The organism is Clostridium sp. BJN0013 (genome assembly GCF_040939125.1).
Lineage (GTDB): Bacteria > Bacillota > Clostridia > Clostridiales > Clostridiaceae > Clostridium_B.
Genome location: NZ_CP162495.1, coordinates 3,726,800 through 3,753,430 on the forward strand (window position 1 = coordinate 3,726,800; position 26,631 = coordinate 3,753,430).

Below are 26,631 nucleotides of genomic sequence, written 5' to 3' on the forward strand. Positions count from 1 at the left end.
TGATAGTCAGAAATTTATGGTTTCCTGAAGACATTTCCTTACCATATTCAGGATATATGAATTGAATAAAAACCCTATTTAATTTTTTACGAATTTTAATATATTTCCCTCTATCCTATTAACTATTTACACTATTTTATTCAATTTTTTAGTTTTTGTCAACGTGATTTTATAATATTCTTAAAACAAAAACTAACCCAATATCTACTTAGATACTGGGTTAGTTTTAAGTTATACATCTTTTTTAGTACATTCCTTCCATTCCGCCCATTCCTGGTGCTCCTGGTGCTCCTGGCATTCCTGTATTATTCTTTTCTGGTATATCTACCACTGCTGCTTCTGTAGTTAAGAATATAGCTGCTACAGATGCTGCATTTTGAAGTGCTGATCTTGTTACTTTAGTAGGATCTACAATTCCCTTCTCTATCATATTTACATACTTATCAGTTAGCACATCATATCCTATACCTGGTTCACTATTTTTAACTTTTTCAATTATCACAGAACCTTCTACTCCTGCATTAGCTGCTATCTGTCTAACTGGTTCTTCTAATGCTTTTGTTATTATGTCTATACCAACTTTTACATCAGCCACATCTGAAGTAAGTTTTGAAACCTCTGGGATTGCATTTACATATGCAGTTCCTCCTCCTGGTCCCATACCCTCTTCAACACCAGCCTTTGTAGCTGCAAGGGCATCTTCTATTCTCATTTTCTTTTCTTTCAATTCAGTTTCTGTTGCTGCTCCAACTTTTATTACAGCTACTCCGCCTGAAAGTTTTGCAAGCCTTTCCTGTAACTTTTCTTTATCGAATTCAGAAGTAGTTTCTTCTATCTGTGCTTTAATCTGGGATACTCTATCTTGTATAGATTTTTTATCCCCTCTTCCATTTACTATGGTAGTATTTTCTTTATCAATTTTTACTGATTCTGCTCTTCCGAGATCCTCTAATGAAACTTCCTTTAAGTCTCTTCCCAACTCTTCTGATATTACCTTACCATCAGTAAGTATTGCTATGTCCTGGAGCATTTCCTTTCTTCTATCACCAAAACCTGGTGCCTTTACTGCCACACAAGTAAATGTTCCCCTTAATTTGTTAACAACTAAAGTTGTAAGTGCTTCTCCTTCAACATCTTCAGCTATTATAAGTAATTTCTTCCCCTGTTGTACTATTTTTTCTAGCAATGGAAGTATATCTTGAATAGTAGATATTTTCTTATCTGTGATTAAAATATAAGGATCATCTAATACAGCTTCCATCTTTTCTGTATCAGTTACCATGTATGCACTTAAATAACCTCTGTCAAATTCCATACCTTCAACTACATCTAACTCTGTTCCCATAGTCTTTGACTCTTCAACAGTTATAACTCCTTCATTACCTACTTTTTCCATAGCATCAGCTATTAATTTACCAATTTCCTCGTCAGAAGCTGATATAGCCGCAATCCTTGCTATATCTTCTTTACCTTTCACACTTCTTGAAACTTTCTTTATTTCTTCTACGGCCTTATCTACTGCTATTTTTATACCCTGTCTTATAAGCATAGGATTTGCTCCAGCTGTAACATTTTTTAATCCTTCTCTTATTATAGCCTGAGCAAGTAATGTAGCTGTAGTTGTTCCATCTCCTGCTACATCATTAGTTTTTGTAGCAACTTCTTTTACAAGCTGCGCTCCCATGTTTTCATAAGGTTCCTCTAATTCTATTTCCTTTGCTATTGTAACTCCATCATTTGTTATAAGTGGAGAACCAAACTTCTTGTCAAGTACTACATTTCTCCCCTTAGGTCCAAGGGTAACTTTTACTGTATTAGCTAATTTATCTACACCTTCTTGCATCTTTTTTCTAGCATCTTCACTGAACAAAACACTTTTTGCCATAAAAAACCCTCCTTACAACTTCCGTTATATATACTTATTTGTTTTTAACATTACACTTTAATTTACTACTCAATTATAGCAAGTATGTCATCCTGTCTTAGAATAGTATATTCCACTCCATCTATTTTTACTTCATTTCCAGCATATTTAGAGAACAATACTCTATCCCCTACTTTAACTTCCATTTTAATTTCTTTTCCATCTATCACTCCACCAGGTCCTACTGCCACAATTTCTGCTTCTTGTGGTTTCTCCTTAGCACTTCCTGGCAAAACGATACCACTTTTTGTAGTTTCCTCTGCCTCAATTTTTTTAATTACAACTCTGTCTCCAAGTGGTCTAATTTTCATCTAAACCCCTCCTTAAAAATACTTTGAATTTATTTTAAATTATTTTTAGTCTTATTGTTAGCACTCATTAATTATGAGTGCTAATACAATTATTATAATAATGAATAGCATTTATATTTTCAAATTTGAATTTTCCACTTATTGAACTATTTAGGCTAAAAAATATGGGTTATACTTTAATTATATCCCTATTTCACCTTATTACTAATAATTTCACATATATCATATATTATTAGTATTTTCTAATTACATCTATATATATACAAAATTGGTATAATTTAACTCATAAAATAAAAATATATATTAAAATTGAAATGATGGTAACATTTAACTAAAAAGGAACATATATTAGACCACTAAAGTTGTTCATTGCTTTGAGATGCTTTATTTTTGAAGAACTTGATTAATATTTTTTCTCCTTTAAAAATTCCTACAATAAATAAAAATACAGTTATAACAACTATACTTATTATTACTATTTTATTGCCAGAATATATTTCAGCTCCAAAATAAGCAGATAATACTATTGCCGGTAATCTTCCCAATAAAGAACAAATTATAAAATTTTTAAATTTAATTTTAGATATACCACATATATAGGCTAAAATATCCTTAGGTATTCCAGGAATTAAATATAGTATAAACACTATAATATTAATACTACCTAAATCTAATATTTTCTGAAAGGATGTTAAATTTTTATTGGATATTATTTTATTTACAAAAGGTCTTCCATAGTACCTAGACATACTATAGGCAATTATATTGCCTATAATTATGCCTATAATGGATACTACACTTCCTAAAAATGCTCCATATATATATCCTCCTGCAATTTGAATAATCTCTCCCGGTATGAAAAAAGCCACCACCTGTAAAATTTGAATAACTATAAATGCCAATACACTATACTTGCCATAAGACATTACTAAACCTTTTAGTTTAGTAGGTTCTGAAAATAGATATCTATATTCATGATAATATGTATAGGCTAAAATAATAAATATGGAAAATACAATCAACAACACAAAATAAAGTTTATAATATTTAAAATTTTTCTCAACATGTTTTAACATATAACTTATCCTCTGATCCATCTTATATTTTAATATGAACTATATTCAATTTACTATCTTGAATTAAAAGCTTACTTTATATATTTTAACCTAATACAAAATACTTATTTGTAAAAATTATTTTAACTAGGGTGTGTCTGAAAACTAAATATTGCGAAAGAACCGAGTTTTAGGTAAAATAAGATAAAAAACTTGGAGGGTGCAAATATGTCACAGAAGCGTTATGAAATATCAGATGAACAATGGGATCAAATAAAAAACTTAATTCCAATAGCAAAAACAGGACGACCTCCAAAAGACAACCGACTTATATTTAATGCCATACTATGGATTGCAAGAAGTGGTGCAGCATGGCGTGATTTACCAGAACGCTTCGGTTCATGGAAAACTGTATACAGTCGTTTTTGTAAGTGGCGTAACGATGGTACTTTATTAACAATTTTTAAAGAGTTAACCTCAGATGCAGATTATGAAAATTTAAGCATTGATTCAACATGTATAAAAGCCCACCAGCACAGTGCTGGTGCTAAAAAGGGGCTGTAAACAGCGAAACAAAACAGCATATTGGACTGAGTCGCGGCGGACATACAACAAAAATTCATGCAGTTGTTGATGGACTTGGCAATCCAATCCATTTTCAATTATCATCTGGCAATCTACACGACAGTACACAGGCCGTAGATGTTCTTTCCAACGTTGATATAGAAGGCAGCAATATCCTGGCAGATAAGGCATATGGCACAAATGAAATTAGAGAATATATTACTTCAAAGAAATCCTCATATACTATTCCACCAAAATCAAATGTAAGAGAACCATGGAATTGTGACTGGTGGCTGTACAAGGAACGTCATTTAGTTGAATGTTTCTTTAACAAAATCAAACATTTTAGAAGAATTGCAACTCGTTATGACAAGCTTGCTGATTCTTTCCTTGCTTTTGTTTATATTGCTGCTATTTTTATTTTATCTAAGTAATTTATTGTTGCATTGTTTTCAGACACACTCTAACTAAACTGTTATATTATTTTCCCTGGCATAATAAAATAGATATTGCTGGGCAAATCCTGATAATTTGCCAAATTTGTTTATTCCGAAATCTCTTACCTTTTTTAAAGATACATCTGGTGCCAGATAAAAATGATTCATAGCTCTTTTAACCCATACATCTACAGGAAATGCAGAATATTTTTGCATAGAGAACAACATAATACAGTCTGCTACCTTAGGACCTATCCCCATAAATTTTTGTAGTTCCTTATGACAAGCTTCATCTTCCTGCATCTTAATCCAATCAATATCATATACCTCATCATAATTTTCTTTAGATTTTGTACCATTATTATAAATTTTTGATATAGTATCTATAATATATTTAGCTCTAAAGCCTGTTCCACAAGATTCTATTTCCTTTAATGTAGCCCTATTTAACTTATCTAATTTAGGAAAACTATAGTAAACTTTATTTTTAAATTCTAAAGCTTCTCCCCATTTTTTACTTATATTCTCTATGGCTTTCTTTATCATGGGAATTCTGTTGTTAGCAGATATTATAAAAGAAACAATTAATTCGAAAGGCTCCTGTCTTAAAAGTCTAATACCTCCTCCAAATTCTACAGCTTTTTTTAAAATAGGATCCTTACCTAATATATGCTTTATTTCCCCATAATCCCGGTACAAATCAAAATACTTACACCATATTTCTTTAAAGTCTTTTTCACATGTATTATATATGAATACATCATTACCCTTTTTTTCTACTTCTATAACCTTACCAAAAGCTATCCCTATATAGCTTCCATTTTTTTGTCTATTCCATCTAAAGCATTGACCACAATCAAATATATGGGCTAATTCAAAATTCCTCACATCTTTTACTATAACTCCATTTTGAAAATTTTCTATATAATTAAAATCCATACAATTACTCCTTATCAATTTATTCTCAAATTTAGTGATAAATTTTTAATATCATTATACACTAACTAGCATATGATTTCATTAAATGATTCTTAAATTTAGATGAAGTTTAGTATTCAATTAATTAGTATATATTTCACCAATATTAAAAGGCTGTACTAGGTTAGCCCCCAATACAGCCTTTTTAAATAAACTATTTCTTGCTTAAATATTCATCTATAGCTTTTGCAGCTTTTTTACCTGCTCCCATAGCAAGTATAACAGTAGCAGCTCCAGTTACGGAATCTCCTCCTGCATATACTCCTTCTCTTGTAGTTAGTCCAGTTTCTTCTTCTGCTACTAAACATTTACGTTTATTCATTTCAAGTCCTTTTGTTGTAGATGCTATAAGTGGATTTGGTGATGTTCCAAGTGCCATTATTACTGTATCTACATCTAATTCAAATTCTGAATCCTTTATTGGAACTGGTCTTCTTCTTCCAGATGCATCTGGTTCTCCAAGTTCCATCTTTATACAACGCATACCTTTAACCCAACCCTTTTCATCACCTAATATTTCTACAGGGTTAGTTAAAAGATGAAATTGAACTCCTTCTTCTTTAGCATGATGAACCTCTTCTGCCCTTGCTGGAACTTCTTCTGCTGATCTTCTGTATACTATATATACTTCTGCTCCTAGTCTTAATGCAGTTCTAGCTGAATCCATAGCAACATTTCCTCCACCAATTACTGCAACTTTCTTTCCAACCTTTATTGGTGTAGCATAATCACCTCTAAATGCTTTCATAAGATTACTTCTAGTTAAGAATTCATTAGCTGAAAATACACCATTAAAATTTTCCCCTGGTATATTCATAAACATTGGAAGTCCTGCACCAGAACCTATAAATACAGCATCAAAGCCTTCATTCTCTACAAGCTCGTCTATAGTAATAGTTCTTCCTATTATTACATCTGTTTCTATTTTAACACCTAATTTTTTTACATTTTCTACTTCATGTTTTACTACACTATCTTTTGGAAGTCTGAATTCCGGAATTCCATAAACTAAAACTCCGCCTGCTTCATGAAGTGCTTCAAATATGGTAACATCATATCCAAGCTTTGCTAAATCTCCTGCACAGGTAAGTCCTGAAGGACCACTACCTATAACTGCTACCTTTTTACCATTTGCTGGCTTTCTGTCTGAAAGATCTATATTATTTTCTCTAGACCAGTCAGCTACAAATCTCTCAAGTTTTCCTATAGCAACAGCTTCTCCTTTTATTCCAAGTACACATTTTGATTCACACTGACTTTCCTGTGGACATACCCTTCCACAGACTGCAGGAAGTGCACTGGATTTTGCTATAACTTTGGCTGCTGCTTCAAAGTCTTTATTTTTGATCTGTTCAATAAACTGTGGTATTGTTATTGAAACAGGACATTTTGTAACACATCCTGGTTTCTTACAATTTAAACATCTAGATGCTTCTTTTACTGCTTCCTCTTCAGTATACCCAAGACATACTTCGTCAAAGTTAGTTGCCCTAACTTTTGGATCCTGTTCCTTTATTGGTACTCTTTTCTTTTTATCTACAGCCATTACTTGTCACCTCCGCACTTACATCCTTTAGCATGATGGGTGTCTCCTTCTTCTGCTTGAAGAATTTTCTTTCCTTCTTCAGTTTTGTACATAGCTTGCCTTCTCATAGCTTCATCAAAATCAACTAAATGTCCATCAAATTCTGGTCCGTCTACACATCCAAATTTAACTTCCCCACCTACTGTAACCCTACAAGCTCCACACATACCTGTTCCATCTACCATTATTGGATTTAAGCTTACTATAGTCCTTAATCCATATTCTTTTGTAAGTTTGCATAAAAACTTCATCATAATCATTGGTCCTATAGCAACTGCACAATCATATTTTTTCCCATTCTTATCATCTAAAAGCTCTTTAAGTTTATCTGAAACAAACCCTTTATATCCATAACTTCCATCATCAGTAGCTATATATAAATTATCTGTTACAGCTTTCATTTCCTCCTCTAAAAGTAAATGATCTTTAGATTTACATCCCACTATAGCATCAGCCTTTACTCCATGTTGACTCAACCATTTTACCTGTGGATAAACTGGAGCCGTTCCCACTCCTCCTGCTATAAATATAATATTTTTTTTCTTAAGTTCTTCTAGATCCTCGTCCACAAATTCTGAATGCTTACCTAAAGGTCCTACAAAATCTCTGATATAATCTCCTGTTTCATATTTTGCCAATTGTTTTGTTGATACACCCATTGTCTGAAACACTATTTTTACTGTTCCCTTTTCTGCATCATAGTCACAGATAGTAAGAGGTACTCTTTCACCCTTATCATCTGTTATAACTATGATGAATTGTCCTGGAAGGCAGGACTTAGCTACTCTTGGTGCCTCGATATCCATTGAGAATATGTTAGGTGCAAGAGCCTGTTTGTCTACAATTTTATACATTCCATTCACCCCATCTGAAAAAACTAATAACAATTATAAAACGTTTAACCTTAAGACTTAAATTTCATTTCAAACATAAGCCCTTTATTATATTATATCACACTACTAAAATAATTGCACTACTATAAAAAACTATATAATTAAAAAAAGATTTTAGACTAATCATTAATTAGCCCAAAATTCTTTTTAATTATTATAATTTAAATATTACTTAAAATAGTTTTAAATTTATCTAAATCACATAATCTTAATAAGCAAAAAATCCTTTTCCTGATTTTCTTCCTAACCAACCTGCTCTTACATATTTTCTGAGTAATGAATGAGCTCTGTACTTTGAATCTCCAGTTTCATTATAAAGCACATCCATAATTGCAAGACATACATCTAATCCAATAAGATCTCCTAATGCTAAAGGACCCATTGGATGGTTAGCACCTAATTTCATAGCTGTATCAATATCTTCTGCTGAAGCTATCCCCTCTGCTAAAATTCCTACTGCTTCATTGATCATTGGTATTAATATTCTATTTACAACAAATCCTGGAGCTTCTGCAACTTCTACAGGCGTTTTTCCTATTTTAATAGAAAGATCTTTTATAATATCAAAAGTTTCCTGAGAAGTATTCATTCCTCTTATAATTTCAACTAATTTCATGACATTTGCTGGATTAAAAAAATGCATCCCTATAAACTTATCCTGTCTTTTTGTAGCTGTACCTACTTCAGTTATAGATAATGAAGAAGTATTAGTAGCAAAAATTGTTTCAGGTTTGCATATTTCCTCTAATTTTCCAAAATAGTCTTTCTTTATATTCATATCTTCTGATGCTGCTTCTATTATAAGATCGCAATCAGCCAATTTTTCAAGTTCAGTTGTTGTACTTACTCTTCCAACTATTTTATCAGCGTCTTCCTGAGATATTTTTCCCTTTGATACTTTTTTGTCATAAGCTTTTTTTACTGCTGCTAAACCTTTTCCAATACTGCCTTCAGTTCTTCCACGGATAATTACATCTATCCCTGCTTCTGCAAGAGCTTGCACAATTCCACGAGACATAGTTCCACTACCTAAAACTGCTACACTTTTAATACTCATATATGTCACTCCTCCTCAAAAATTTAATATAATTGAATTTTAGTAATAAATTAATTAAGTCTAGTATGCTTAAAATATAAGCATTTATTTATATAGTTTCCTCCGCTGCAATACCCAAAATATTTGATATTACAGAGGAGGTTTCTAACATATAAAAAATACTATTTATAGATTATAAATATTTACAAATTAATTAAATATTTAAAGCTTTAATCTGAGCTACAAATTCTGGAACAACTTTATATAAATCTCCTACAATAGCAAGATCCGCTACTTGCATTATTGGAGCACCTTCATCCTTATTTACAGCTACAATAAATCCACTTTCCTGCATACCTGCTAAATGCTGTATTGCTCCTGATATTCCGCATGCAACATAAAGTCCTGGTCTTACTGTCTTACCTGTCTGTCCAACCTGATAACTCTTATCTATCCAGCCAGCATCTATAGTTGCACGGGAACCACCTATAGTTCCGCCTAACAAATCTGCTAATTCTTTAAGAACTTTGAATCCATCTGGACCACCAAGTCCTCTTCCTCCTGATACAATTACGTCTGCTTCTGAAATATCTACTGTATCTTTAGCAGACTTAACTACTTCAACTACGTCAACTCTGATGTCGCTCTTAGTAACGTTTGCAGCAATCTTTTCTATCTTTCCAGTTCTTGATGCATCTCTTGGAAGCTTGTCGAAAACTCCTGGCCTTACTGTTGACATTTGAGGTCTTGTCTTCTCACATGCTATAGTTGCCATTAAATTTCCACCAAACGCTGGTCTTGTCATCATCAAGTTCTTTGTTGACTCTTCTATATCAAGTCCTGTACAGTCTGCTGTAAGACCTGTACCAACTCTACCTGCAATTCTTGGGCCTAAATCTCTTCCTATAAATGTAGCTCCTATAAGTAATATTTCTGGCTTTCTTTCTTGTATTAATTCATAAATTACTTTAGCGTAAGCATCTGTAGTAAAATGTTTTAAGAGAGGGCTGTCTGCATATAAAACTTTATCTGCTCCATGTGCAACAAGCTCTTTTGCTACATCATCTATATCACTACCAAGTAATACAGCAGTTAACTCTACTCCTAAAGTGTCTGCTAATTCTCTTCCTTTTCCAACTAATTGAAGTGCTACTTTTTGTAGTTCTCCATCTCTTTGTTCAGCAAATACCCATACACCTTTGTAATCTGCTATGTTCATTCTAAACCCCTCCTATATATTAAATGACATGTTTTTCTCTTAATTTTGAAATTGCATATGTTACTGCTTCTTTTACTGGTTTATTAACGATTTCCCCTGCGCCTTTGGCTTCTTTTGTATGTGATCTCTTAACTTTTGTTGGAGAACCTTTAAGGCCAAGTTTTTCCTTATCTACAGCTAAATCATCAGCACTCCATACTTTAACTTCTTTGTTAAAAACTTCAAATATGTTCTTCATGCTCATATATCTTGGTACATTTAATTCTTTTATAGCAGTTAATAACACTGGAGTCTTAACTTTTGCTATTTCATAGCCATCTTCCCAAGCTCTTCTAACTGTTAAAGTATCTCCTTCTGCATCAACTTTTTCTACATATGTTATCTGAGGTATTCCTAATTTTTCAGCTATTTGAGGTCCAACCTGCGCAGTATCTCCATCTATTGCCTGTCTTCCTGCAAATATTAAATCATAGTCTAAATTTTTAAGTGCTCCTGCTAATGCATATGAAGTAGCTTGAGTATCTGCTCCTGCAAAAGCTCTATCTGAAACTAATATTGCTTCGTCAGCTCCCATAGCTAGAGCTTCTCTAAGCGCATCCTGTGCCTGTGGAGGTCCCATGCTTACTACTGTAACTTTGCCGCCTACTTTTTCTTTTAAAACAATTGATTCTTCAAGTGCATTTTTATCATCTGGGTTTATTATTGATGGAACGCCTTCTCTTATTAATGTTCCTGTTTTTGGATCTATTTTAACTTCGTTCGTATCTGGTACTTGTTTTAAGCAAACTACTATATTCATTATGAACTCCTCCTATTTATTTAAATAAACTTCCTGAAATAACCATTTTTTGTACTTCTGAAGTTCCTTCATATATTTCAGTTATCTTAGCATCTCTCATCATTCTCTCTACTGGATAATCTTTAGTGTATCCGTATCCTCCAAAGAGTTGTACAACTTTAGTTGTAGTTTCCATAGCTACAGTAGCTGCAGCTAATTTAGCTCTTGCAGCATCCACTGTATAAGGAACACCTTTGTCCTTATTTACTGCTGCTTTGTAAACAAGATATTTCGCAGCTTGTATTTTAGTATCTAATTCAGCTGTATACCATGCTAATCCCTGGAATTTATTAAGAGATTTCCCAAATTGCTTTCTTTCTTTCATATATGCAATCGCTTCAGCTAAAGCACCTTCTGCTATACCCAATGCTTGTGATGCTATACCAATTCTTCCTCCATCAAGAGTCTTCATTGCTATACCAAAACCTTTTCCTTCTTTTCCTAACATATTTTCTTTTGGAACTCTACAATCTTCAAATATAAGCTCTGTAGTTGATGATCCTCTTATTCCCATTTTGTCTTCAAGTTTTCCTATTGAAAAACCAGGCATTCCTTTTTCAACTATGAATGCTGTTATTCCATGGTTTCCTTTGCTTTTATCTGTCATTGCAAATATTACAAAAGTATCTGCTGCTCCACCATTTGTAATGAATATTTTTTGTCCATTTAATATATAACTATCTCCATCTAAAACAGCTGTTGTCTGTTGTCCAGAAGCATCAGTACCTGCATTAGGTTCAGTTAAACCAAATGCTCCGAGTTTCTCTCCTTTTGCAAGTGGAATTAAATATTTCTGTTTTTGCTCCTCTGTACCAAATTGGTAAATAGGTGTTGCACAAAGTGAAGTATGTGCTGAGAGTATAACGCCTGTTGTAGCGCAAACCTTTGAAAGTCCTTCTACAGCTAATATATAAGATAGAGTATCTCCACCTGCTCCACCATATTCAACTGGAAATGGTATACCCAACATCCCATACCTAGCCATTTTATCTACTGTTTCTTGAGGAAACCTTTCTGTTTCATCTACTTCAGCAGCTAGAGGTTTAACTTCATTTTCTGCAAATTCACTTACCATTTGTTCTACAAATTGTTGTTCCCTTGTTAATGTAAAATCCATTTATTTTTACCTCCTAAATAGTTTTCATACTAAATATAGCATATAGCTTTTATTTGTCATTTTTTGCAATCTTTATTTGTAAACCTTTAAGCAAAATAAAGATTGCAGCTTATTGAATATGAGTTATCATTATAACCTTAAATTTTATTTAAGCTATTTATCTGATCTATTATAATACTAAATTACTTATTTTTAAAAGTCTTGTCTCTTTTCTCTACGAATGCCGTCATTCCTTCTTTTTGATCCTCTGTAGCAAAACATTCCCCAAATACTTCTGCTTCATAGGCTACAGCTGTATCTATGTCACACTGAATTCCTTGATTTATAGCAGCTTTACACAATCTAACAGCTACAGGTGCATTAGCAGCTATAGTATTTGCCAAATTTTTAACTTCCTCTAATAACTTATCTGGTTCAACTACTTTATTTACCAACCCTATTCTTAGAGCTTCTTCTGCATTTATTATTTGAGCAGTATATATAAGCTGTTTAGCCATACCTACACCTACTACTCTTGCAAGCCTTTGAGTACCCCCAAAACCTGGAGTAATCCCAAGACCTACCTCTGGTTGGCCAAATTTAGCCTTTGATGAAGCTATTCTTATATCACAAGATAAAGACAATTCACAGCCACCACCCAGAGCAAATCCATTTACAGCTGCTATGACTGGTTTATCTAATTTTTCTAGTTTCCTAAATACTTTATTACCAAGCACTCCAAATTTTCTTCCTTCAACTGTATTCAAGTCTTTCATTTCAGTTATATCTGCTCCTGCCACAAAAGCTTTACCTGCACCAGTAAGTATTACAGCATACACATTTTCATCTTCAGCAATATTATCTATTGCCATATCTATTTCTTTTAAAGTTTCTGAATTCAACGCATTCATTGCCTTAGGCCTATTTATTGTCAACAAAGCCACATTTCCATCTTTCTCAAGAATGATATTTTTAAATTCCATATTACTCCTCCCTCCTAAACCTTTTAAAAGCAACATTAACAAAGTATTGTTAATAATATCACAAATACACTTAAAAATAATTGAAGTTTTCACTTCATTTCTTATTATATACCTTAACATTATATATTTCAATATAAATTAATATAAAATATAAATAAATTTTATATTAATATTGCATTTTAACATTTACAGTAAAAATATATACCTTTAGGGTTTATTCTGCATCATTCAAAAGACAACTTAACGTCAATAAACTATCACTTAAATGAACATTCTCTACTTTTACATCTTCTGGTACAATAAGGTCTACTGGAGCAAAATTCCATATACCCTTCACTCCGTTTTTCACCAGAATATTGCAAACTTTTTGGCCATTATTACTAGGTACACATATTATACCTATGTCTATAACATTTTCCTTAAGATAATCAGCTAAATAATCTATATCCCTTATTTCAATATCTCTAATACTGATACCTATAAGTTTAGGGTTTATATCAAATATGGCCCTTAATTCAAAACCTAATTTTTCAAAACCAATGTAATTAGATATAGCTTGCCCTATATTCCCTGCACCTATTATAACTGTTCTATATACTTTCGTAAGGCCAAGTATATTGCACATCTGACTATATAACTCACTTACATTATACCCATATCCCTGTTGACCAAAATCTCCAAAACAATTTAAATCTTGCCTTATTTGAGAAGCTGTAAATCCTATTTTTTCGCTTAACTCCTTTGAAGATATCCTATCTACATCATTTCTCATTAAGTTGCCTAAATACCTATGATATTTAGGCAATCTCTTTATAACAGACATTGATATATCTTTTTTCTTATCCATACTGCACCTCATATCTATAACTATATCTTTTAATTATATATTATATATTAAAATTTATATATTAAAATAAATTATACTATAGTTTATAATTCAATTTTATTGCTATATAGTATTATCTTCAATTATAACATATGTTAATCCCCTGTTTTTTATTATTTTATATTTTTATTAAGGTTTTTCAATTTTTTTGATATTTGTATTATATCTATTATATCAATGATTTCTATTATATCAATAAATAATTTCTATATTTTAAATAAAATCTATAAAAAAATCATTTTACATAGTAAAATATTAAATTAAGGAAGGTGTTATCACTATGATCATTTTAAGCTGTAAAAATATTCATAAGAGCTATGGAGTAGATGTCATATTAGAAAATGTAACTTTCAATATAAACGAAGGAGATCGTGTAGCACTAATAGGTCCAAATGGAGCTGGTAAGTCCACCCTATTTGAAATTTTAACTAATAAGATAGCTCCAGACAGTGGAGATATGTTTATAGATAAGACTAAAACAATAGGATATTTGACCCAACATCTATCATTGAATTCTTCAAATACTATATACGATGAAATGCTCACTGTATTTCAGGATATAACTAACTTAGAGAACAAATTAAGTAAATTGGAAATTTTAATGAACGAACCCTATAATTCCAAAGATGAGAACTATCAAAGCAAATTGATTAATGATTATACTACCTATTCAGAACTTTATAAAAATAGAGGGGGGTATACTTACAAAGCAGAAATAAATAAAGTTTTAACGGGCCTAGGTTTTTCTATGGATGAATTCCATAATTCCATAAACATAATAAGTGGAGGTAAAAAAACAAGAGTTGCCCTTTGTAAACTGCTTTTAACAAAGCCGGACATACTTTTATTAGATGAACCTACCAACCATTTAGATTTAGAGGCTGTAGAATGGCTTGAAGAGTACTTAAAATCCTATAAAGGAACCGTAATTATAATCTCCCACGATAGATACTTTTTAGATATCATAACACAGTCAACTATGGAGCTTATAAATGGCCATGTAAATTTTTACAATGGAAATTATACCACTTCTTTGGAACTTAAAAAGAAGAACTATGAGATTCAATTAAAAGCATATAATATACAGCAGATGGAAATAAAAAAGCAAGAAGAAATTATTGAAAAATATAGATCCTTTAATAGAGAAAAAAGTATAAGGGCAGCAGAAAGCCGGCAAAAAATGTTAGATAAAATGGATAAACTGCCTCCTCCAGATAAAGATATAAAACTTAAAAATATAATGTTTAAAACTCAAATAAATAGTGGTAATGATGTACTCCATGTAGAAAATCTAAGCAAAGGATTTAATGAGAAGTTATTATTCCAAAATTTAAATTTTCAAGTAAAGAAAGGAGATAAAACAGCAATTGTTGGTAAAAATGGCTGTGGCAAAACTACTCTCTTTAAAATAATTATGGGACAAATAAAAGCTAATACTGGAATTTGCAAATTAGGTAAAAATGTTATAATAGGCTACTATGATCAGGAACAGTCTGATCTAGACACTGAAAAAACCACAATAGATGAGGTGTGGGATAAATTTCCAAAGCTCACTACTACCGAGATTAGAAATGCATTAGCCAGCTTTTTATTTACAGGAGATGATGTATTTAAAAAAATTTCTTCCCTAAGTGGTGGGGAAAAATGCAGGATAAATTTATTAAAACTAATGCTATCTAAATCTAATTTTTTGCTATTAGATGAACCTACAAATCATTTAGATATAGCTTCTCGAGAAGCTTTGGAAGAAGCTTTACTAGATTATGACGGCACTGTACTTGTAATATCTCACGATAGATACTTTTTAAATAAATCAATAAATAGAATATATGAATTAAGTGAAAATGGAATAAAAGAATATTTAGGTAATTATACTTATTATACAGAAAAGAAAAAAAATCCATTAAGATTTCAAGAAAAAGTGAGTATTTCTAAGACTAAAACTCAAATACAGCATAATAAAAAGAGAAAAAAAGATTACGAAAAAGATCAGCGTAAAAAAAATCTTATGATAAAAACTACAGAAGAACAAATATCAAAATTAGAAGACTATATATTAGAATTACAACAGAAACTATGCCTAGAAGAAGTTTACTCAGATTCTAATAAAAGCAGTGAAATACACACAGAAATTTTAACTATACAAAATAAATTAGATGACTTATACGACATCTGGGAAAAAATGTTTTAAGGTATAAATCATGCAGGGGAATTAGGCATATATCTAATTTCCCTATACAACTTTTATCTGAAGGCGGCAATTAGCTAAACCTCCATGTTATTCAAAGTGGGGGTAAGTACTGATACGCCTCTGGATAAGTTCTTTGAAGGTTCAGATAAAAAAAGTAATCCTTATGAGCAAACTCCACCTAAATCTAAGAATTACTTGATTATAGTTTTTCACCACAGTATGGACAAAATGTAAAAGAATTATTTACATTATTTAATTCCCCCCTACAGTATGGACAAAACAAAATTGCTTTTTTGAGTATAGAGCCTACATTGTTATGTTCAATATTATCATTTTTTTCATGTTCAATCCCATTATTTTCAGACTCATCATATTTATTTTTGATCTGATATTTTGATATAGCTTTATCTACCAATATAGAAAGTTCCTTTTCTTCTATAGGTGTATTTATAATCTCATCTACGCCTTTTTCTTTAAAATCTTCTGAATTTATCTTATCACAGGATGAAAGTATACAAACAATATTAGGCATTTTAATCTTTATTTTTTCTATAAGCTTATCTCCAGTAATTTCCTTCATTACAAAATTTACTATAACAACTTCTGGATTAAACTTATTAATTCTCGAAAAGGCACCATATTCATTGGAAATTTCTACCTGATAGCCTATATTTATCAATTTATCTTTCATAATAATACTTTCAAGCTTACAATCGTTTACTAATAATATTTTCCTCATGGCTTCACCACCATATCCTTTAATATACTCTATATATTAAATCATAAACTACTATTTTTCAACTAAATTTTAGTATTAATCATACAGTGAATTATACAATGTATATTCCCCTAAATTTAGAAATCTCTTGGATCATTATCTATATTTTTTAATTTTTTCTTCCATAGTAACTCCTTTTGGTTTATAATCTATTTTTATCATGGATACCACCCTAGACGCACCCCATTTTATGCATATTTCCTGTGCGGCTTCTACTATTTTTAAAAGCTCACTTAACTCACCTTCCATTGTAGTTTCCATAGGTCCTACTTCATACTTAACTCCACAAGAGTCTATATATTCTATGACCTTATCCACCACTTTATATAAATTTATCTCATCAACTACAGGCAAGACCTGTATACTAACATTTGCTAACGCCATAATGCCCTCCTGATTATTTAAAATACCTTATAATAAATAATACTATACTAGAATACAAAAGCTTACTCCACAGTATAACATAATAAAATTATTACACTGTGGAATTTCACACCTACACTAAAATATATAGTGATTTTAACTTTTCATAACTTTATATTCTCTAAATATTCTCTAAAATGATGATTTACTCAAATAAGCTTACTAAATTTTTGAATATGTCTTTATTCTCTCTTATCTTCTCTTCATTTCCCATAACACATATATTATCTTTACTCATAATATGAGAAATCAAATCTGCAAAAGCAACTATATCTTCTTCTTTAGTATTCAATATTTCTTCTCTTTCCTTTTGTAAATCCTCATAGGTTATATGCTTTATCTTATATTCTGTAGCACGTTCCCCCTTCATGGAAGGTGATAGTGGAAAGTCTAAATCAGATATGGTTCCTATTATATATTTAGTCATTTGTCTGCTATCTGCCCTGAAATTTTTAAAATATTCTGCTGCATTATTATAAACTTCAACAGTACGTTTTAAATTAGGATCCCTATAGGAGGTAAAAAATGCATTACCATTTTTTTGGAAAGAAGCAAAGCTTCCATAAGCTCCTCCCTGAACTCTTATTTGATTCCATAGGTATTCATAATTAGCTATGGCCTTTAAAACTAAAAGCTTTCCAGTGTAAGGATAGCCAAGTTCCATATAATTATAAGCTTTAGCTATATATTGAACTTTTGAAGAAGTCATAAGTCCTTCATTTTTAGCCTCTAAGTCAAATTTGTATTTTACCTTAGTTACTTCTTCATCTTTTAATTCAGAAATTAAATCACTTACCTTATTCTCAAAAATGCTATAATCTTTCTCTTCACAGGTCAGATTTATAATTAAATTTTTCTTATTAAATATTTCACTAGAAACTTCTTTTAATTTTTTACTTATATCCTCTACTTTATCTTCAAAATTCTTTTCTAACTGGCATACAAAATTATAAAACTCTAGTCCACCTAATATGTCTTCATATCTACTCATAGGTGAAAAATAGGAACAAACATGGTTTGCAACCACTATATGACCCCTTTGAAACATAGTCATTTCCATTCTGGATTTGGTTTCTTGGATTATTTCCTTCAATCTTTTTTTCTCATCAAATTTAGTATAATTTATTATATCTTTTAATAGTAAGATTAATTTTTCTAGGTTATTGGTCAAAACCTTCGATTTCACTATAAACTTAGGATAAAATTCTTTATTGCTTTTATTTTCTCCAAATATCTGTGGTGAATAACCTATACCTCCTGTATATATATTTATTTCTTTTGTCAAATCCTCATAATCATAATTTTTTGTACTGACCTTTCCAAGTACTGTACTTAAAAGTGATATATAAGGAATTAACTCTTCTTTTATTCCCTGCGTATCAAAATATAGATTTACATAATATATGCTATTGGTAAAGATGGGGTAAAACAATATTTTTACTTTATCTTTATTTTTCTCTACAAGTTCCAATTTTTTAGGTTTCGGATCTATATCTGATATAGACAAAAGGGGTATTTTCATTAAGTCTTCTTTACTGTCTCTGATATTTTGCCTTTCTTTTAATTTTAAAGTATCTTTAATTATATTATCTATATCATTATCTGAAATGCTCTCCTTAAAATCCTTCAACTTCTTTTTTAATTCTACTTCCCTTTTCTCTGTCAATCCTTTTTCTGGCTTAACTATTAATATGGAACTGTGATTATTTTTTAAAATATATTTATCTATAATATTTTCAAAATAATTATTATCCACCTGTGATTTTATTTTATTTAATACTGATTCATAGGAGAGATGCATCCAAGGTTCTCCATCATACAGCCAACTATCCATACACTTCATTCCATATATTAATCCCTTAGGATATCCTTTATAATCTGCCTCCCTAAGCTGAAATTCCTTTATATTTATGGAAGATTCTATTAATTTTCTATCTATACCTTTATTCACAATATCTATTAAAGTTTTTTTTACCAATTCTTTAAAGCTATTCTTTTTATCTTCATTGGAATTTTTAACTATTATGCTGAATATAGGTTGAAGCATACTAGCTTCAAATATCCCAAATACATCTTTTCCTATATTAGCATCAATTAAAGCTTTTTTAAGAGGAGAAGAAGGGGTTTCTAAAAGTAAATGTTCAAGTATATCGAAAGCTAGATATAATTCATTATCTATAACTTTTCCCACTGAATAATTCATACTCAGAAAAGTTTTATCTTCTTCTTTTTCCCCACTTGAAATAGGATATTTTATTATCATTTCCTTCTGGGAATCAAAAGGAGCCTGTTCTAATATAGTAGAATCTATTTGTCTTTTGTTAAAATTACTTAAATACTCTCTATCTATGAATTCTAACTTTTCCAATATATCCATATCCCCATATAAATATATATAACTATTAGAAGGATGGTAATATTTACTGTGGAAAGCCAAAAACTGTTGTTGAGTTAATTCTGGTATTACATCCGGATCTCCCCCTGATTCTACTCCATACTGGGTGTCTGGATATAATGATTCTGATATCTTTCTAAACAATATAGATTCCGGAGATGAAAAAGCTCCCTTCATCTCATTATAGACTACCCCTTTATAAGTTATTTCCTTGTCTTTATCATCCAATTCATAATGCCATCCTTCCTGCATCATAATTTCCGGATATTTATATATATTAGGATAAAAAGTTGCATCTAAGTATACGTCCATAAGATTTAAGAAATCTTTATTATTTACACTGGCTACAGGATACATAGTTTTATCTGGAAAGGTCATTGCATTTAAAAAAGTATTTAGAGAACCTTTTACCAATTCTACAAAAGGTTCTTTTACTGGAAATTTTCTAGAACCGCACAGCACAGAATGTTCAAGTATATGAGGTACTCCTGTACTATCATCTGGAGGAGTTCTAAAGCTTATGGAAAATACTTTATTGTCATCCTCATTTTTTAAAAAAAATAACCTTGCGCCACTTTTCTCATGTTCAAAAAGCATTCCTATGGAGTTTATTTCTTCTATATTTTTTTTCTCTAATAGTTTAAAACCATTATATATTTTTCCTAAATCCATATTATCAATTCTCTCCTATAATTTTATATATTTTACTAATATCATTAACTAAAATTAAAACTTATATTTATAATATAATTTATTTTGATTGTTTAATCCATTCCTTTAATTTATCATAACACTGTGATGCTTCTTTATACCCCTGATTATATAATTCTATAAGTTTATTTTTATCTTTTTCTATTCTTTTAACTTTTAAATTCTCCCTGGGTCTCATGACAAAAGCTTTACCTTCTCTTTCCAGTTTCTCTATATAGGCCAAAGTACTATTATATTTTTTATATCTATAAAGTATAGCATTTGTTAAACCTTTATACTCTGAATATATCCTTCGCGTCAAAAATTTCATTTTAAAGGGTTTTTTCACATAACCTTTATTTCTGGTTAAAATAATCACATTTTTATTATTTCCATCTTTTATAGATTTTTTTATAGGTATGGGATCTGCCACTCCTCCATCTAATAGGTTTAATCCCCTAAATTTTACAACAGGTGCCATAAAAGGCAAACTACTTGAAGCCTTCACCACATCGTATACCTCTTTATTTTTACACTCACTTTTTTCAAAATATATAGGTTCACCTTTATCACAATCTGTAACAGCGACTACAAATTTCTCTTTTGCTTTAGTAAAAGTATCTATATCGAATATTTCCAATTTATTGGGCAATTCATTAAATATAAAATCTGCTCCAAATAAACTCCTTTTTAATATTAGATTTTTATAGCTTAAATATCTTGGATCATTCACATAATTAATATTTATATTTTTATTTCTACCTTTCTGTTTGGATATATATGACAATCCATTACAAGCTCCCATAGATACACCTATAACATACGGAAAATACAAATTTTTTTCCATGAAAAAATCCAATACCCCTGTAGTATATAAACCTCGCATACCTCCTCCTTCTAAAACTAAACCTATATTTTCCATGTGTTTTGCACCTCGCTTATCAATAGCTTCATATTTTAACATTTGAAATTTTACCTTATATTACACAAAAATCCACATTATTGTCAAAATAAATACTAAATTACAACAATAAGCTTCTATATTAAATTAGATATACTTTCATTATGAAACTTTTATTGTTAATATATTTTAACATAAGTGGTTAAGTTAGTGAAGTTATCTATTATTAAATAATCAAGTTAAAAAATACGGAGGTATTCGCTAATTACAACTTTCAGATCAAGTGATTCTAAAAAAAGAACACTATTTAAAATCTCTTATTTAAAAAATTTTAAATAGTGCCTACTTATATAATTAAATATTACAGTTATTTTAGAATAAACATTGTTCTTTGGTTAAATCATGAAACTTTTATTTTGAAACCAGCTTACTTTAACTTAACTAAAAGTTCACCAGTTTTAACCCTCTGACCCTCTTTTACAAAAACTCCCTCAACAACACCTGAAACATTAGCAGTAACGTTAGTTTCCATTTTCATTGCCTCTATGACAATTAAAGTCTGTCCTTCTTCAATTTCATCTCCTGCTTTTACAAGTACCTTGATAACACTTCCTGGTATACTTGCTCCTATCTCTTTTTCATTGTCCTTATCAGCCATAACTGCTTCACTTTGCTGAACTGCAGAACCTCCTGCAAAAGCTAATTTATCCTTTATTTGTATATCTCTCTTGTTTCCATTAACTTCAAATACCAGGAACCTACATCCTTCAGCATTAACTTTAGTAATGTCAAGAAGCTGCATAAACAAACTCTTTCCATCGCCTATTTCAACTTCACACATTTCTCCTTCTGTAAGCCCGTAGAAGAATACATCACTGTCCATACGGCTAAGATCTCCGTATTCATCTATAAATTTCAAATAATTTTCAAATACATCAGAATAGAGAGCATAACTTAAAAGTTCCTGTTTATTAAACTTCCTCTTAAACTTTTTAGTTAGATATTTCTCTATTTTTTCAAAATCTTCTGGTGGAAGAAATTCTCCTGGTCTTCCATCTAAAGGTTTTTCCCCTTTTAATACCAATTTTTGTAATTTCTCAGGTAGTCCTCCCATAGGTTGACCCATCATACCCTGAAAATATGATACCGTAGAATCAGGGAAATTCAAATTCTTTCCTTTTTCATATATATTATTTTCATCTAAGTTATTTTGCACCATGAATATAGCTAAATCTCCTACCATTTTAGAAGAAGGAGTAACCTTAACTATATCTCCTACCAAAGTATTTACCTTTTTGTACATTTCTTTTATATCTTCAAATCTATCTCCCAATCCAAAACTTTCAACCTGAGGTTTTAAGTTAGAATATTGTCCTCCTGGAATTTCATATTTATATATTTCTGCAGTACTTGATTTAAGTCCTGACTCAAACTGACTGTATACAGGTCTTACATCTTCCCAATAATTGGCTATTTTCTGAAGATCATCTAGGTTAAATCCAGTATCTCTTTCTGTATTTTGTAGTGCCGCTACTACAGAATTTAATGCAGGCTGACTTGTAAGTCCTGACATACTGTTAAATGCCAGATCCACTACATCTACCCCTGCCTGAGCTGCCATAAGCACAGTAGCTACTCCATTGCCCGTAGTATCATGAGTATGAAGATGTATTGGTATGGATATCTCATCTTTAAGTGCCTTTATAAGCTCATATGCTGCATAAGGTTTCAATAATGCAGACATATCCTTTATACCTAAAATATGAGTTCCAGTCTTTTCTATTTCCTTGGCTAAGTTTACATAATATTTTAAAGTATATTTACCTCTGCTGCTATCAAGTATATCTCCTGTATAGCACATACACGCTTCTGCTATCTTACCTTCCTTCAATACCTGATCTATAGCAACTTCCATTCCCTTTAACCAGTTTAATGAGTCAAATATTCTAAATACATCAATACCGCATTTTGCAGATTCTGTTATATAATCTCTTATAACATTGTCTGGATAATTCTTATACCCTACTGCATTAGCTCCTCTTAAAAGCATTTGGAACAGTATATTAGGTATTTTTTCTCTTAATTTTTCAACCCTTTCCCAAGGACATTCTTTTAGGAATCTATATGCTACATCAAAAGTTGCTCCACCCCACATTTCCATAGAAAATAAATCCTTAGCCAAAACTGATTGAGCATCTGCTATTTTAAGCATATCTCTAGTTCTAACCCTAGTTGCCATAAGAGATTGGTGGGCATCCCTCATAGTAGTATCTGTAATCAAAAGCTTCTTTTGGGATTTTATCCAGTTAACCAGACCTTCTGGTCCTTGTTCATCCAATATCTGTTTTGTACCGCTTAACTTTAGATTTTCATCTACCTTAGGAACTACCGGCACATTAAAGGATGGTTTTTTCCCACGAGTCTCATTTACTACCTTTTCCCCTATATATTTCATTATACTAAACTCTGGATCAAGTTTTGGAGTTATATTAAACAGCTCTGGAGTATCTGCAATAAAGTTAGTATCACATTCTCCTTTAATAAATCTTTCATGTTTTAAAACATTAATTAGGAAATCACTGTTAGTTTTTACTCCAGATATAATGGTCTCCTTTATAGAACGTATTGACTTTCTTATGGCATCTTCAAAGGTTCTTGCCCAAGATATATTTTTTACTAGTAAACTGTCATAATAAGGACTTATGACGGCTCCCGTAAATCCGTTACCTCCGTCAAGTCTTATACCAAAACCAGAACCGGTCCTATACATATCAATTCTTCCAGTGTCTGGAGCAAAATTATTTAATGGATCTTCTGTAGTAATTCTGCACTGTATAGCATATCCATTCAGCTTTATGTCATCTTGAGATTTTATTCCTATTTCTTTAGAACCAAGCTCATACCCCTCAGCAACAAGTATTTGACCTTGAACTAAATCTATTCCTGTAACCATTTCAGTTACTGTATGTTCTACCTGAATTCTGGTATTCATCTCTATAAAATAGTGATTTCCATGTTTATCTACTAAAAATTCCAAAGTGCCCGCACTTCTATACCCTACACTTCTTGCAATTTTTAATGCATCTTCACATATCTCTTTTCTTTTTTCGTCTGATAATGCTATAGATGGTGTAAATTCTATTACTTTCTGATGCCTTCTTTGTATAGAGCAATCTCTTTCATATAAATGAACTACATTTCCATGTTTGTCTCCAAGAATCTGAACTTCTATATGCTTTGGACTTTCAATATATTTTTCAATAAATATATCTTCTGATCCAAAAGCTTTTTTAGATTCACTTTTAGCACTATTGTAGGATTCTAAAAGATCCTTTTCTTCCCTTACTATTCTCATCCCTCTGCCGCCACCGCCAGCAGCTGCTTTAACCATAACAGGATATCCGCAATACCTTGCAAATTCCAAAGCCTGTTCTTCTGTTCTTATAGGCTCCTGTATACCCGGTATTGTAGGAACATCTGCCTTTTTAGCAACAATTTTGGATTTTATTTTATCTCCAAGCATTTCCATCATAGATGAAGTAGGTCCTATAAATTCAATACCTGCTTGTTCACATTTTTTTGCCAACTCAGGATTTTCTGCCAGGAATCCATAGCCTGGATGTATTGCGTCGATTTTTTTCTTTAAAGCTATATTTATTATTTCATCAATATCTAAATATGCCTCAATAGGCCCTTTATCGCTACTTAATAGATAGGATTCATCCGCTTTAGTTCTAAAGAGGGCTCTTTTATCTTCCTTTGAATATATAGCAACGGTAGTTATTCCTAATTCTTCACATGCCCTAAATATTCTTATGGCGATTTCTCCTCTATTAGCTACTAGAACTCTTTTAAATTTATTTACCAAATCAACCATCCCCTTTTATAAAAAATATATATTTTGCATATTTATTAACAACTAGCATTAAATTTAGACAATATAATACTATTATATATAAGTATTAAAATTATTTCAATTGAATTTTATTTTTTTTATCCTTGCATATATTAATTATAACTAATTGCCTTAAAATATCCCTATGCTATCTATATGGTAGCACATGTAAACAGACTTATAGATTTATTTCTTATGAACTAAAGCTATAGATTAAAGTAATATTTGCAACTTCTTTTTATACAAAAAATCAATCTCAACACAAATTATTATATATCTTAAAATTGCTTTTGTAAATAGTGTATTATATATAATAATTATGCTACTCTATATTATATGTAAATATAATAATAATAATAACATATATGAACTTTAATTTAGTGTCATATATGTCACATTTTTTTGAATTGTTTTGATCAAGTTATTCTTAGATTCAGGTGGAGTTTAATAATAAGGAATTATTATCTTTCTCCTATCTTTAAATTTGGAATTGCATTTAAATTTAAAGAACTTGTATTTCCCCTCATGTATTCAAAATAAGCAGCACTACCTATCATAGCTGCATTATCCGTACAAAGCATGGGTTCAGGGAATAAAACATCTATTTTATTTTTACTTCCCTGGCTTTTAAATGTATCTCTAAGACAAGTATTGGAAGCTACACCACCTGCTATGGCTATTTTATTGACATTTTTTAATTTGCATGCCCTCAATGAATTATCTACCAAAAAACTAACTACAGCTTTTTGAAAAGAAGCAGCTATATCTGCCTTATTTACATCTTCTTTTTTCATACTTTTTTGATTTAAATAATTAAGTACTGAAGATTTTAAGCCACTAAAGGAGAAATCCAGAGATTTATTATCATGAAAATTCGCTCTTGGAAATTTAATGGCATCTGGGTTTCCTTCTCTCGCTATTTTATCAACCTTAGGTCCTCCTGGATATCCAAGGCCAATAGCTCTTGCAATTTTATCGTATGCCTCTCCTGCAGCATCATCTCTGGTTTGACCTAGCACCTCAAATTTCCCATAATCTTTCATATACACCAAATAGGTATGGCCTCCAGATACTACCAGACATACAAAAGGAGGTTTTAAATTTTTATATTGTATAAAATTTGCACTTATATGGCCCTCTATATGATTTACCCCTATTAAAGGTTTATTTAAAGCATAGGCCAATGCTTTTGCATATTGAAGTCCTACAAGAAGTGCCCCTACAAGTCCAGGACCATAAGTAACTCCTATAGCATCTATATCTTTAAATGTTACTTTAGCTTCTTCTAAAGCCTGTTCTACTACTACACTTATAACCTCTATATGTTTTCTGGAGGCTACCTCCGGTACTACTCCTCCAAATTTTTTATGAATATCTATCTGGGAAGATATTATATTAGACAATACACTTCTCCCATTAACTACTACAGCTGCAGAAGTTTCATCGCAGCTGCTTTCAATGGCAAGTATTTTTAAATCTTTATCCATGATTTTATACCTTTCTTAATGTTATTTAACTGTACTTATTTTATTATTAGTTTCTTAAAAATACAA

The 26,631-nt window shown here is 31.0% G+C and carries 19 protein-coding genes and 1 pseudogene; 2 read left to right on the forward strand and 18 right to left on the reverse strand.

The features are described from left to right. Nucleotides 1–244 precede the first annotated feature (244 nt). The 3 genes from groL to AB3K27_RS19280 all read right to left on the reverse strand — a co-directional run bounded on the left by groL (nucleotide 245) and on the right by AB3K27_RS19280 (nucleotide 3,311). The gene (gene groL, locus AB3K27_RS19270; RefSeq protein ID WP_368488946.1) at nucleotides 245–1,885 is read right to left on the reverse strand and encodes a chaperonin GroEL; all 1,641 of its coding nucleotides are present in this window, start codon (nucleotides 1,883–1,885) and stop codon (nucleotides 245–247) included. 65 nt (nucleotides 1,886–1,950) lie between these two features. Beyond that, entirely contained in the window at nucleotides 1,951–2,235 is a 285-nt protein-coding gene (gene groES / locus AB3K27_RS19275; protein ID WP_011989032.1) for a co-chaperone GroES, read from the reverse strand. A gap of 356 nt (nucleotides 2,236–2,591) precedes the next feature. Further along, nucleotides 2,592–3,311, reverse strand: coding sequence for a TVP38/TMEM64 family protein (locus AB3K27_RS19280; RefSeq protein WP_368488947.1), 720 nt, complete (start codon nucleotides 3,309–3,311; stop codon nucleotides 2,592–2,594). Nucleotides 3,312–3,518: 207 nt separating this feature from the next. On the opposite strand from AB3K27_RS19280, the pseudogene AB3K27_RS19285 reads away from it, so the two are divergent. Beyond that, a pseudogene (locus tag AB3K27_RS19285) lies at nucleotides 3,519–4,288 on the forward strand (IS5 family transposase). A gap of 33 nt (nucleotides 4,289–4,321) precedes the next feature. Here the strand turns inward: AB3K27_RS19285 and AB3K27_RS19290 are convergent. The 9 genes from AB3K27_RS19290 to AB3K27_RS19330 form a co-directional block, all read right to left on the reverse strand. Further along, nucleotides 4,322–5,230 carry a DNA-3-methyladenine glycosylase gene (locus AB3K27_RS19290; RefSeq protein WP_368488948.1) on the reverse strand — a complete coding sequence of 303 codons (909 nt, stop codon included), beginning with the start codon at nucleotides 5,228–5,230 and terminating at the stop codon, nucleotides 4,322–4,324. A 193-nt stretch (nucleotides 5,231–5,423) separates the two neighbouring features. Continuing rightward, nucleotides 5,424–6,815, reverse strand: coding sequence for an NADPH-dependent glutamate synthase (gene gltA / locus AB3K27_RS19295; protein ID WP_368488949.1), 1,392 nt, complete (start codon nucleotides 6,813–6,815; stop codon nucleotides 5,424–5,426). After that, entirely contained in the window at nucleotides 6,815–7,708 is an 894-nt protein-coding gene (locus AB3K27_RS19300) for a sulfide/dihydroorotate dehydrogenase-like FAD/NAD-binding protein (RefSeq protein WP_368488950.1), read from the reverse strand. Before AB3K27_RS19300 ends, gltA begins: the two co-directional genes overlap by 1 nt. Before the next feature lie 247 nt (nucleotides 7,709–7,955). Then, nucleotides 7,956–8,798, reverse strand: a complete 843-nt coding sequence (locus tag AB3K27_RS19305) for a 3-hydroxybutyryl-CoA dehydrogenase (RefSeq protein WP_368491289.1) — start codon at nucleotides 8,796–8,798, stop codon at nucleotides 7,956–7,958. Between the two features lie 199 nt (nucleotides 8,799–8,997). Continuing rightward, nucleotides 8,998–10,002 (reverse strand): electron transfer flavoprotein subunit alpha/FixB family protein, encoded by a 1,005-nt coding sequence (locus AB3K27_RS19310; protein WP_368488951.1) that lies wholly within the window; start codon nucleotides 10,000–10,002, stop codon nucleotides 8,998–9,000. Between the two features lie 19 nt (nucleotides 10,003–10,021). Next, entirely contained in the window at nucleotides 10,022–10,801 is a 780-nt protein-coding gene (locus AB3K27_RS19315) for an electron transfer flavoprotein subunit beta (protein ID WP_368488952.1), read from the reverse strand. Nucleotides 10,802–10,817: 16 nt separating this feature from the next. Next, entirely contained in the window at nucleotides 10,818–11,957 is a 1,140-nt protein-coding gene (locus AB3K27_RS19320; RefSeq protein ID WP_368488953.1) for an acyl-CoA dehydrogenase, read from the reverse strand. A gap of 182 nt (nucleotides 11,958–12,139) precedes the next feature. Beyond that, nucleotides 12,140–12,919: a short-chain-enoyl-CoA hydratase gene (locus tag AB3K27_RS19325; protein ID WP_368488954.1), complete on the reverse strand. Its 780-nt coding sequence runs from the start codon at nucleotides 12,917–12,919 to the stop codon at nucleotides 12,140–12,142. 214 nt (nucleotides 12,920–13,133) lie between these two features. Continuing rightward, the gene (locus AB3K27_RS19330) at nucleotides 13,134–13,766 is read right to left on the reverse strand and encodes a redox-sensing transcriptional repressor Rex (RefSeq protein ID WP_368488955.1); all 633 of its coding nucleotides are present in this window, start codon (nucleotides 13,764–13,766) and stop codon (nucleotides 13,134–13,136) included. A gap of 319 nt (nucleotides 13,767–14,085) precedes the next feature. Between AB3K27_RS19330 and AB3K27_RS19335 the strand changes: the two genes are divergently transcribed. Beyond that, complete coding sequence (locus AB3K27_RS19335; protein ID WP_368488956.1) at nucleotides 14,086–15,996, forward strand: ABC-F family ATP-binding cassette domain-containing protein; 1,911 nt, start codon at nucleotides 14,086–14,088, stop codon at nucleotides 15,994–15,996. Between the two features lie 199 nt (nucleotides 15,997–16,195). Here the strand turns inward: AB3K27_RS19335 and AB3K27_RS19340 are convergent, their stop codons facing one another. The 6 genes from AB3K27_RS19340 to tsaD all read right to left on the reverse strand — a co-directional run bounded on the left by AB3K27_RS19340 (nucleotide 16,196) and on the right by tsaD (nucleotide 26,565). Next, nucleotides 16,196–16,735, reverse strand: a complete 540-nt coding sequence (locus tag AB3K27_RS19340; protein ID WP_368488957.1) for a two-component system response regulator — start codon at nucleotides 16,733–16,735, stop codon at nucleotides 16,196–16,198. Nucleotides 16,736–16,870: 135 nt separating this feature from the next. Then, complete coding sequence (locus AB3K27_RS19345; RefSeq protein ID WP_368488958.1) at nucleotides 16,871–17,158, reverse strand: MTH1187 family thiamine-binding protein; 288 nt, start codon at nucleotides 17,156–17,158, stop codon at nucleotides 16,871–16,873. Between the two features lie 184 nt (nucleotides 17,159–17,342). Then, nucleotides 17,343–20,264, reverse strand: coding sequence for an insulinase family protein (locus AB3K27_RS19350; RefSeq protein WP_368488959.1), 2,922 nt, complete (start codon nucleotides 20,262–20,264; stop codon nucleotides 17,343–17,345). Between the two features lie 79 nt (nucleotides 20,265–20,343). Then, a complete protein-coding gene (locus AB3K27_RS19355) occupies nucleotides 20,344–21,204 on the reverse strand; it encodes a patatin family protein (RefSeq protein ID WP_368491290.1) in 861 nt (286 codons plus the stop codon). A 406-nt stretch (nucleotides 21,205–21,610) separates the two neighbouring features. Next, nucleotides 21,611–25,060, reverse strand: a complete 3,450-nt coding sequence (locus AB3K27_RS19360) for a pyruvate carboxylase (protein ID WP_368488960.1) — start codon at nucleotides 25,058–25,060, stop codon at nucleotides 21,611–21,613. Nucleotides 25,061–25,539: 479 nt separating this feature from the next. Then, entirely contained in the window at nucleotides 25,540–26,565 is a 1,026-nt protein-coding gene (tsaD, locus tag AB3K27_RS19365) for a tRNA (adenosine(37)-N6)-threonylcarbamoyltransferase complex transferase subunit TsaD (RefSeq protein ID WP_368488961.1), read from the reverse strand. Nucleotides 26,566–26,631 lie beyond the last annotated feature (66 nt).

Bases quoted from the DNA above. Each gene is read 5' to 3' on its own strand.
- groL (WP_368488946.1), bottom strand. From the start codon at position 1,885: ATGGCAAAAAGTGTTTTGTTCAGTGAAGATGCTAGAAAAAAGATGCAA.
- groES (WP_011989032.1), bottom strand. From the start codon at position 2,235: ATGAAAATTAGACCACTTGGAGACAGAGTTGTAATTAAAAAAATTGAG.
- AB3K27_RS19280 (WP_368488947.1), bottom strand. From the start codon at position 3,311: ATGTTAAAACATGTTGAGAAAAATTTTAAATATTATAAACTTTATTTT.
- AB3K27_RS19290 (WP_368488948.1), bottom strand. From the start codon at position 5,230: ATGGATTTTAATTATATAGAAAATTTTCAAAATGGAGTTATAGTAAAA.
- gltA (WP_368488949.1), bottom strand. From the start codon at position 6,815: ATGGCTGTAGATAAAAAGAAAAGAGTACCAATAAAGGAACAGGATCCA.
- AB3K27_RS19300 (WP_368488950.1), bottom strand. From the start codon at position 7,708: ATGTATAAAATTGTAGACAAACAGGCTCTTGCACCTAACATATTCTCA.
- AB3K27_RS19310 (WP_368488951.1), bottom strand. From the start codon at position 10,002: ATGAACATAGCAGATTACAAAGGTGTATGGGTATTTGCTGAACAAAGA.
- AB3K27_RS19315 (WP_368488952.1), bottom strand. From the start codon at position 10,801: ATGAATATAGTAGTTTGCTTAAAACAAGTACCAGATACGAACGAAGTT.
- AB3K27_RS19320 (WP_368488953.1), bottom strand. From the start codon at position 11,957: ATGGATTTTACATTAACAAGGGAACAACAATTTGTAGAACAAATGGTA.
- AB3K27_RS19325 (WP_368488954.1), bottom strand. From the start codon at position 12,919: ATGGAATTTAAAAATATCATTCTTGAGAAAGATGGAAATGTGGCTTTG.
- AB3K27_RS19330 (WP_368488955.1), bottom strand. From the start codon at position 13,766: ATGGATAAGAAAAAAGATATATCAATGTCTGTTATAAAGAGATTGCCT.
- AB3K27_RS19335 (WP_368488956.1), top strand. From the start codon at position 14,086: ATGATCATTTTAAGCTGTAAAAATATTCATAAGAGCTATGGAGTAGAT.
- AB3K27_RS19340 (WP_368488957.1), bottom strand. From the start codon at position 16,735: ATGAGGAAAATATTATTAGTAAACGATTGTAAGCTTGAAAGTATTATT.
- AB3K27_RS19345 (WP_368488958.1), bottom strand. From the start codon at position 17,158: ATGGCGTTAGCAAATGTTAGTATACAGGTCTTGCCTGTAGTTGATGAG.
- AB3K27_RS19350 (WP_368488959.1), bottom strand. From the start codon at position 20,264: ATGGATTTAGGAAAAATATATAATGGTTTTAAACTATTAGAGAAAAAA.
- AB3K27_RS19355 (WP_368491290.1), bottom strand. From the start codon at position 21,204: ATGGAAAATATAGGTTTAGTTTTAGAAGGAGGAGGTATGCGAGGTTTA.
- AB3K27_RS19360 (WP_368488960.1), bottom strand. From the start codon at position 25,060: ATGGTTGATTTGGTAAATAAATTTAAAAGAGTTCTAGTAGCTAATAGA.
- tsaD (WP_368488961.1), bottom strand. From the start codon at position 26,565: ATGGATAAAGATTTAAAAATACTTGCCATTGAAAGCAGCTGCGATGAA.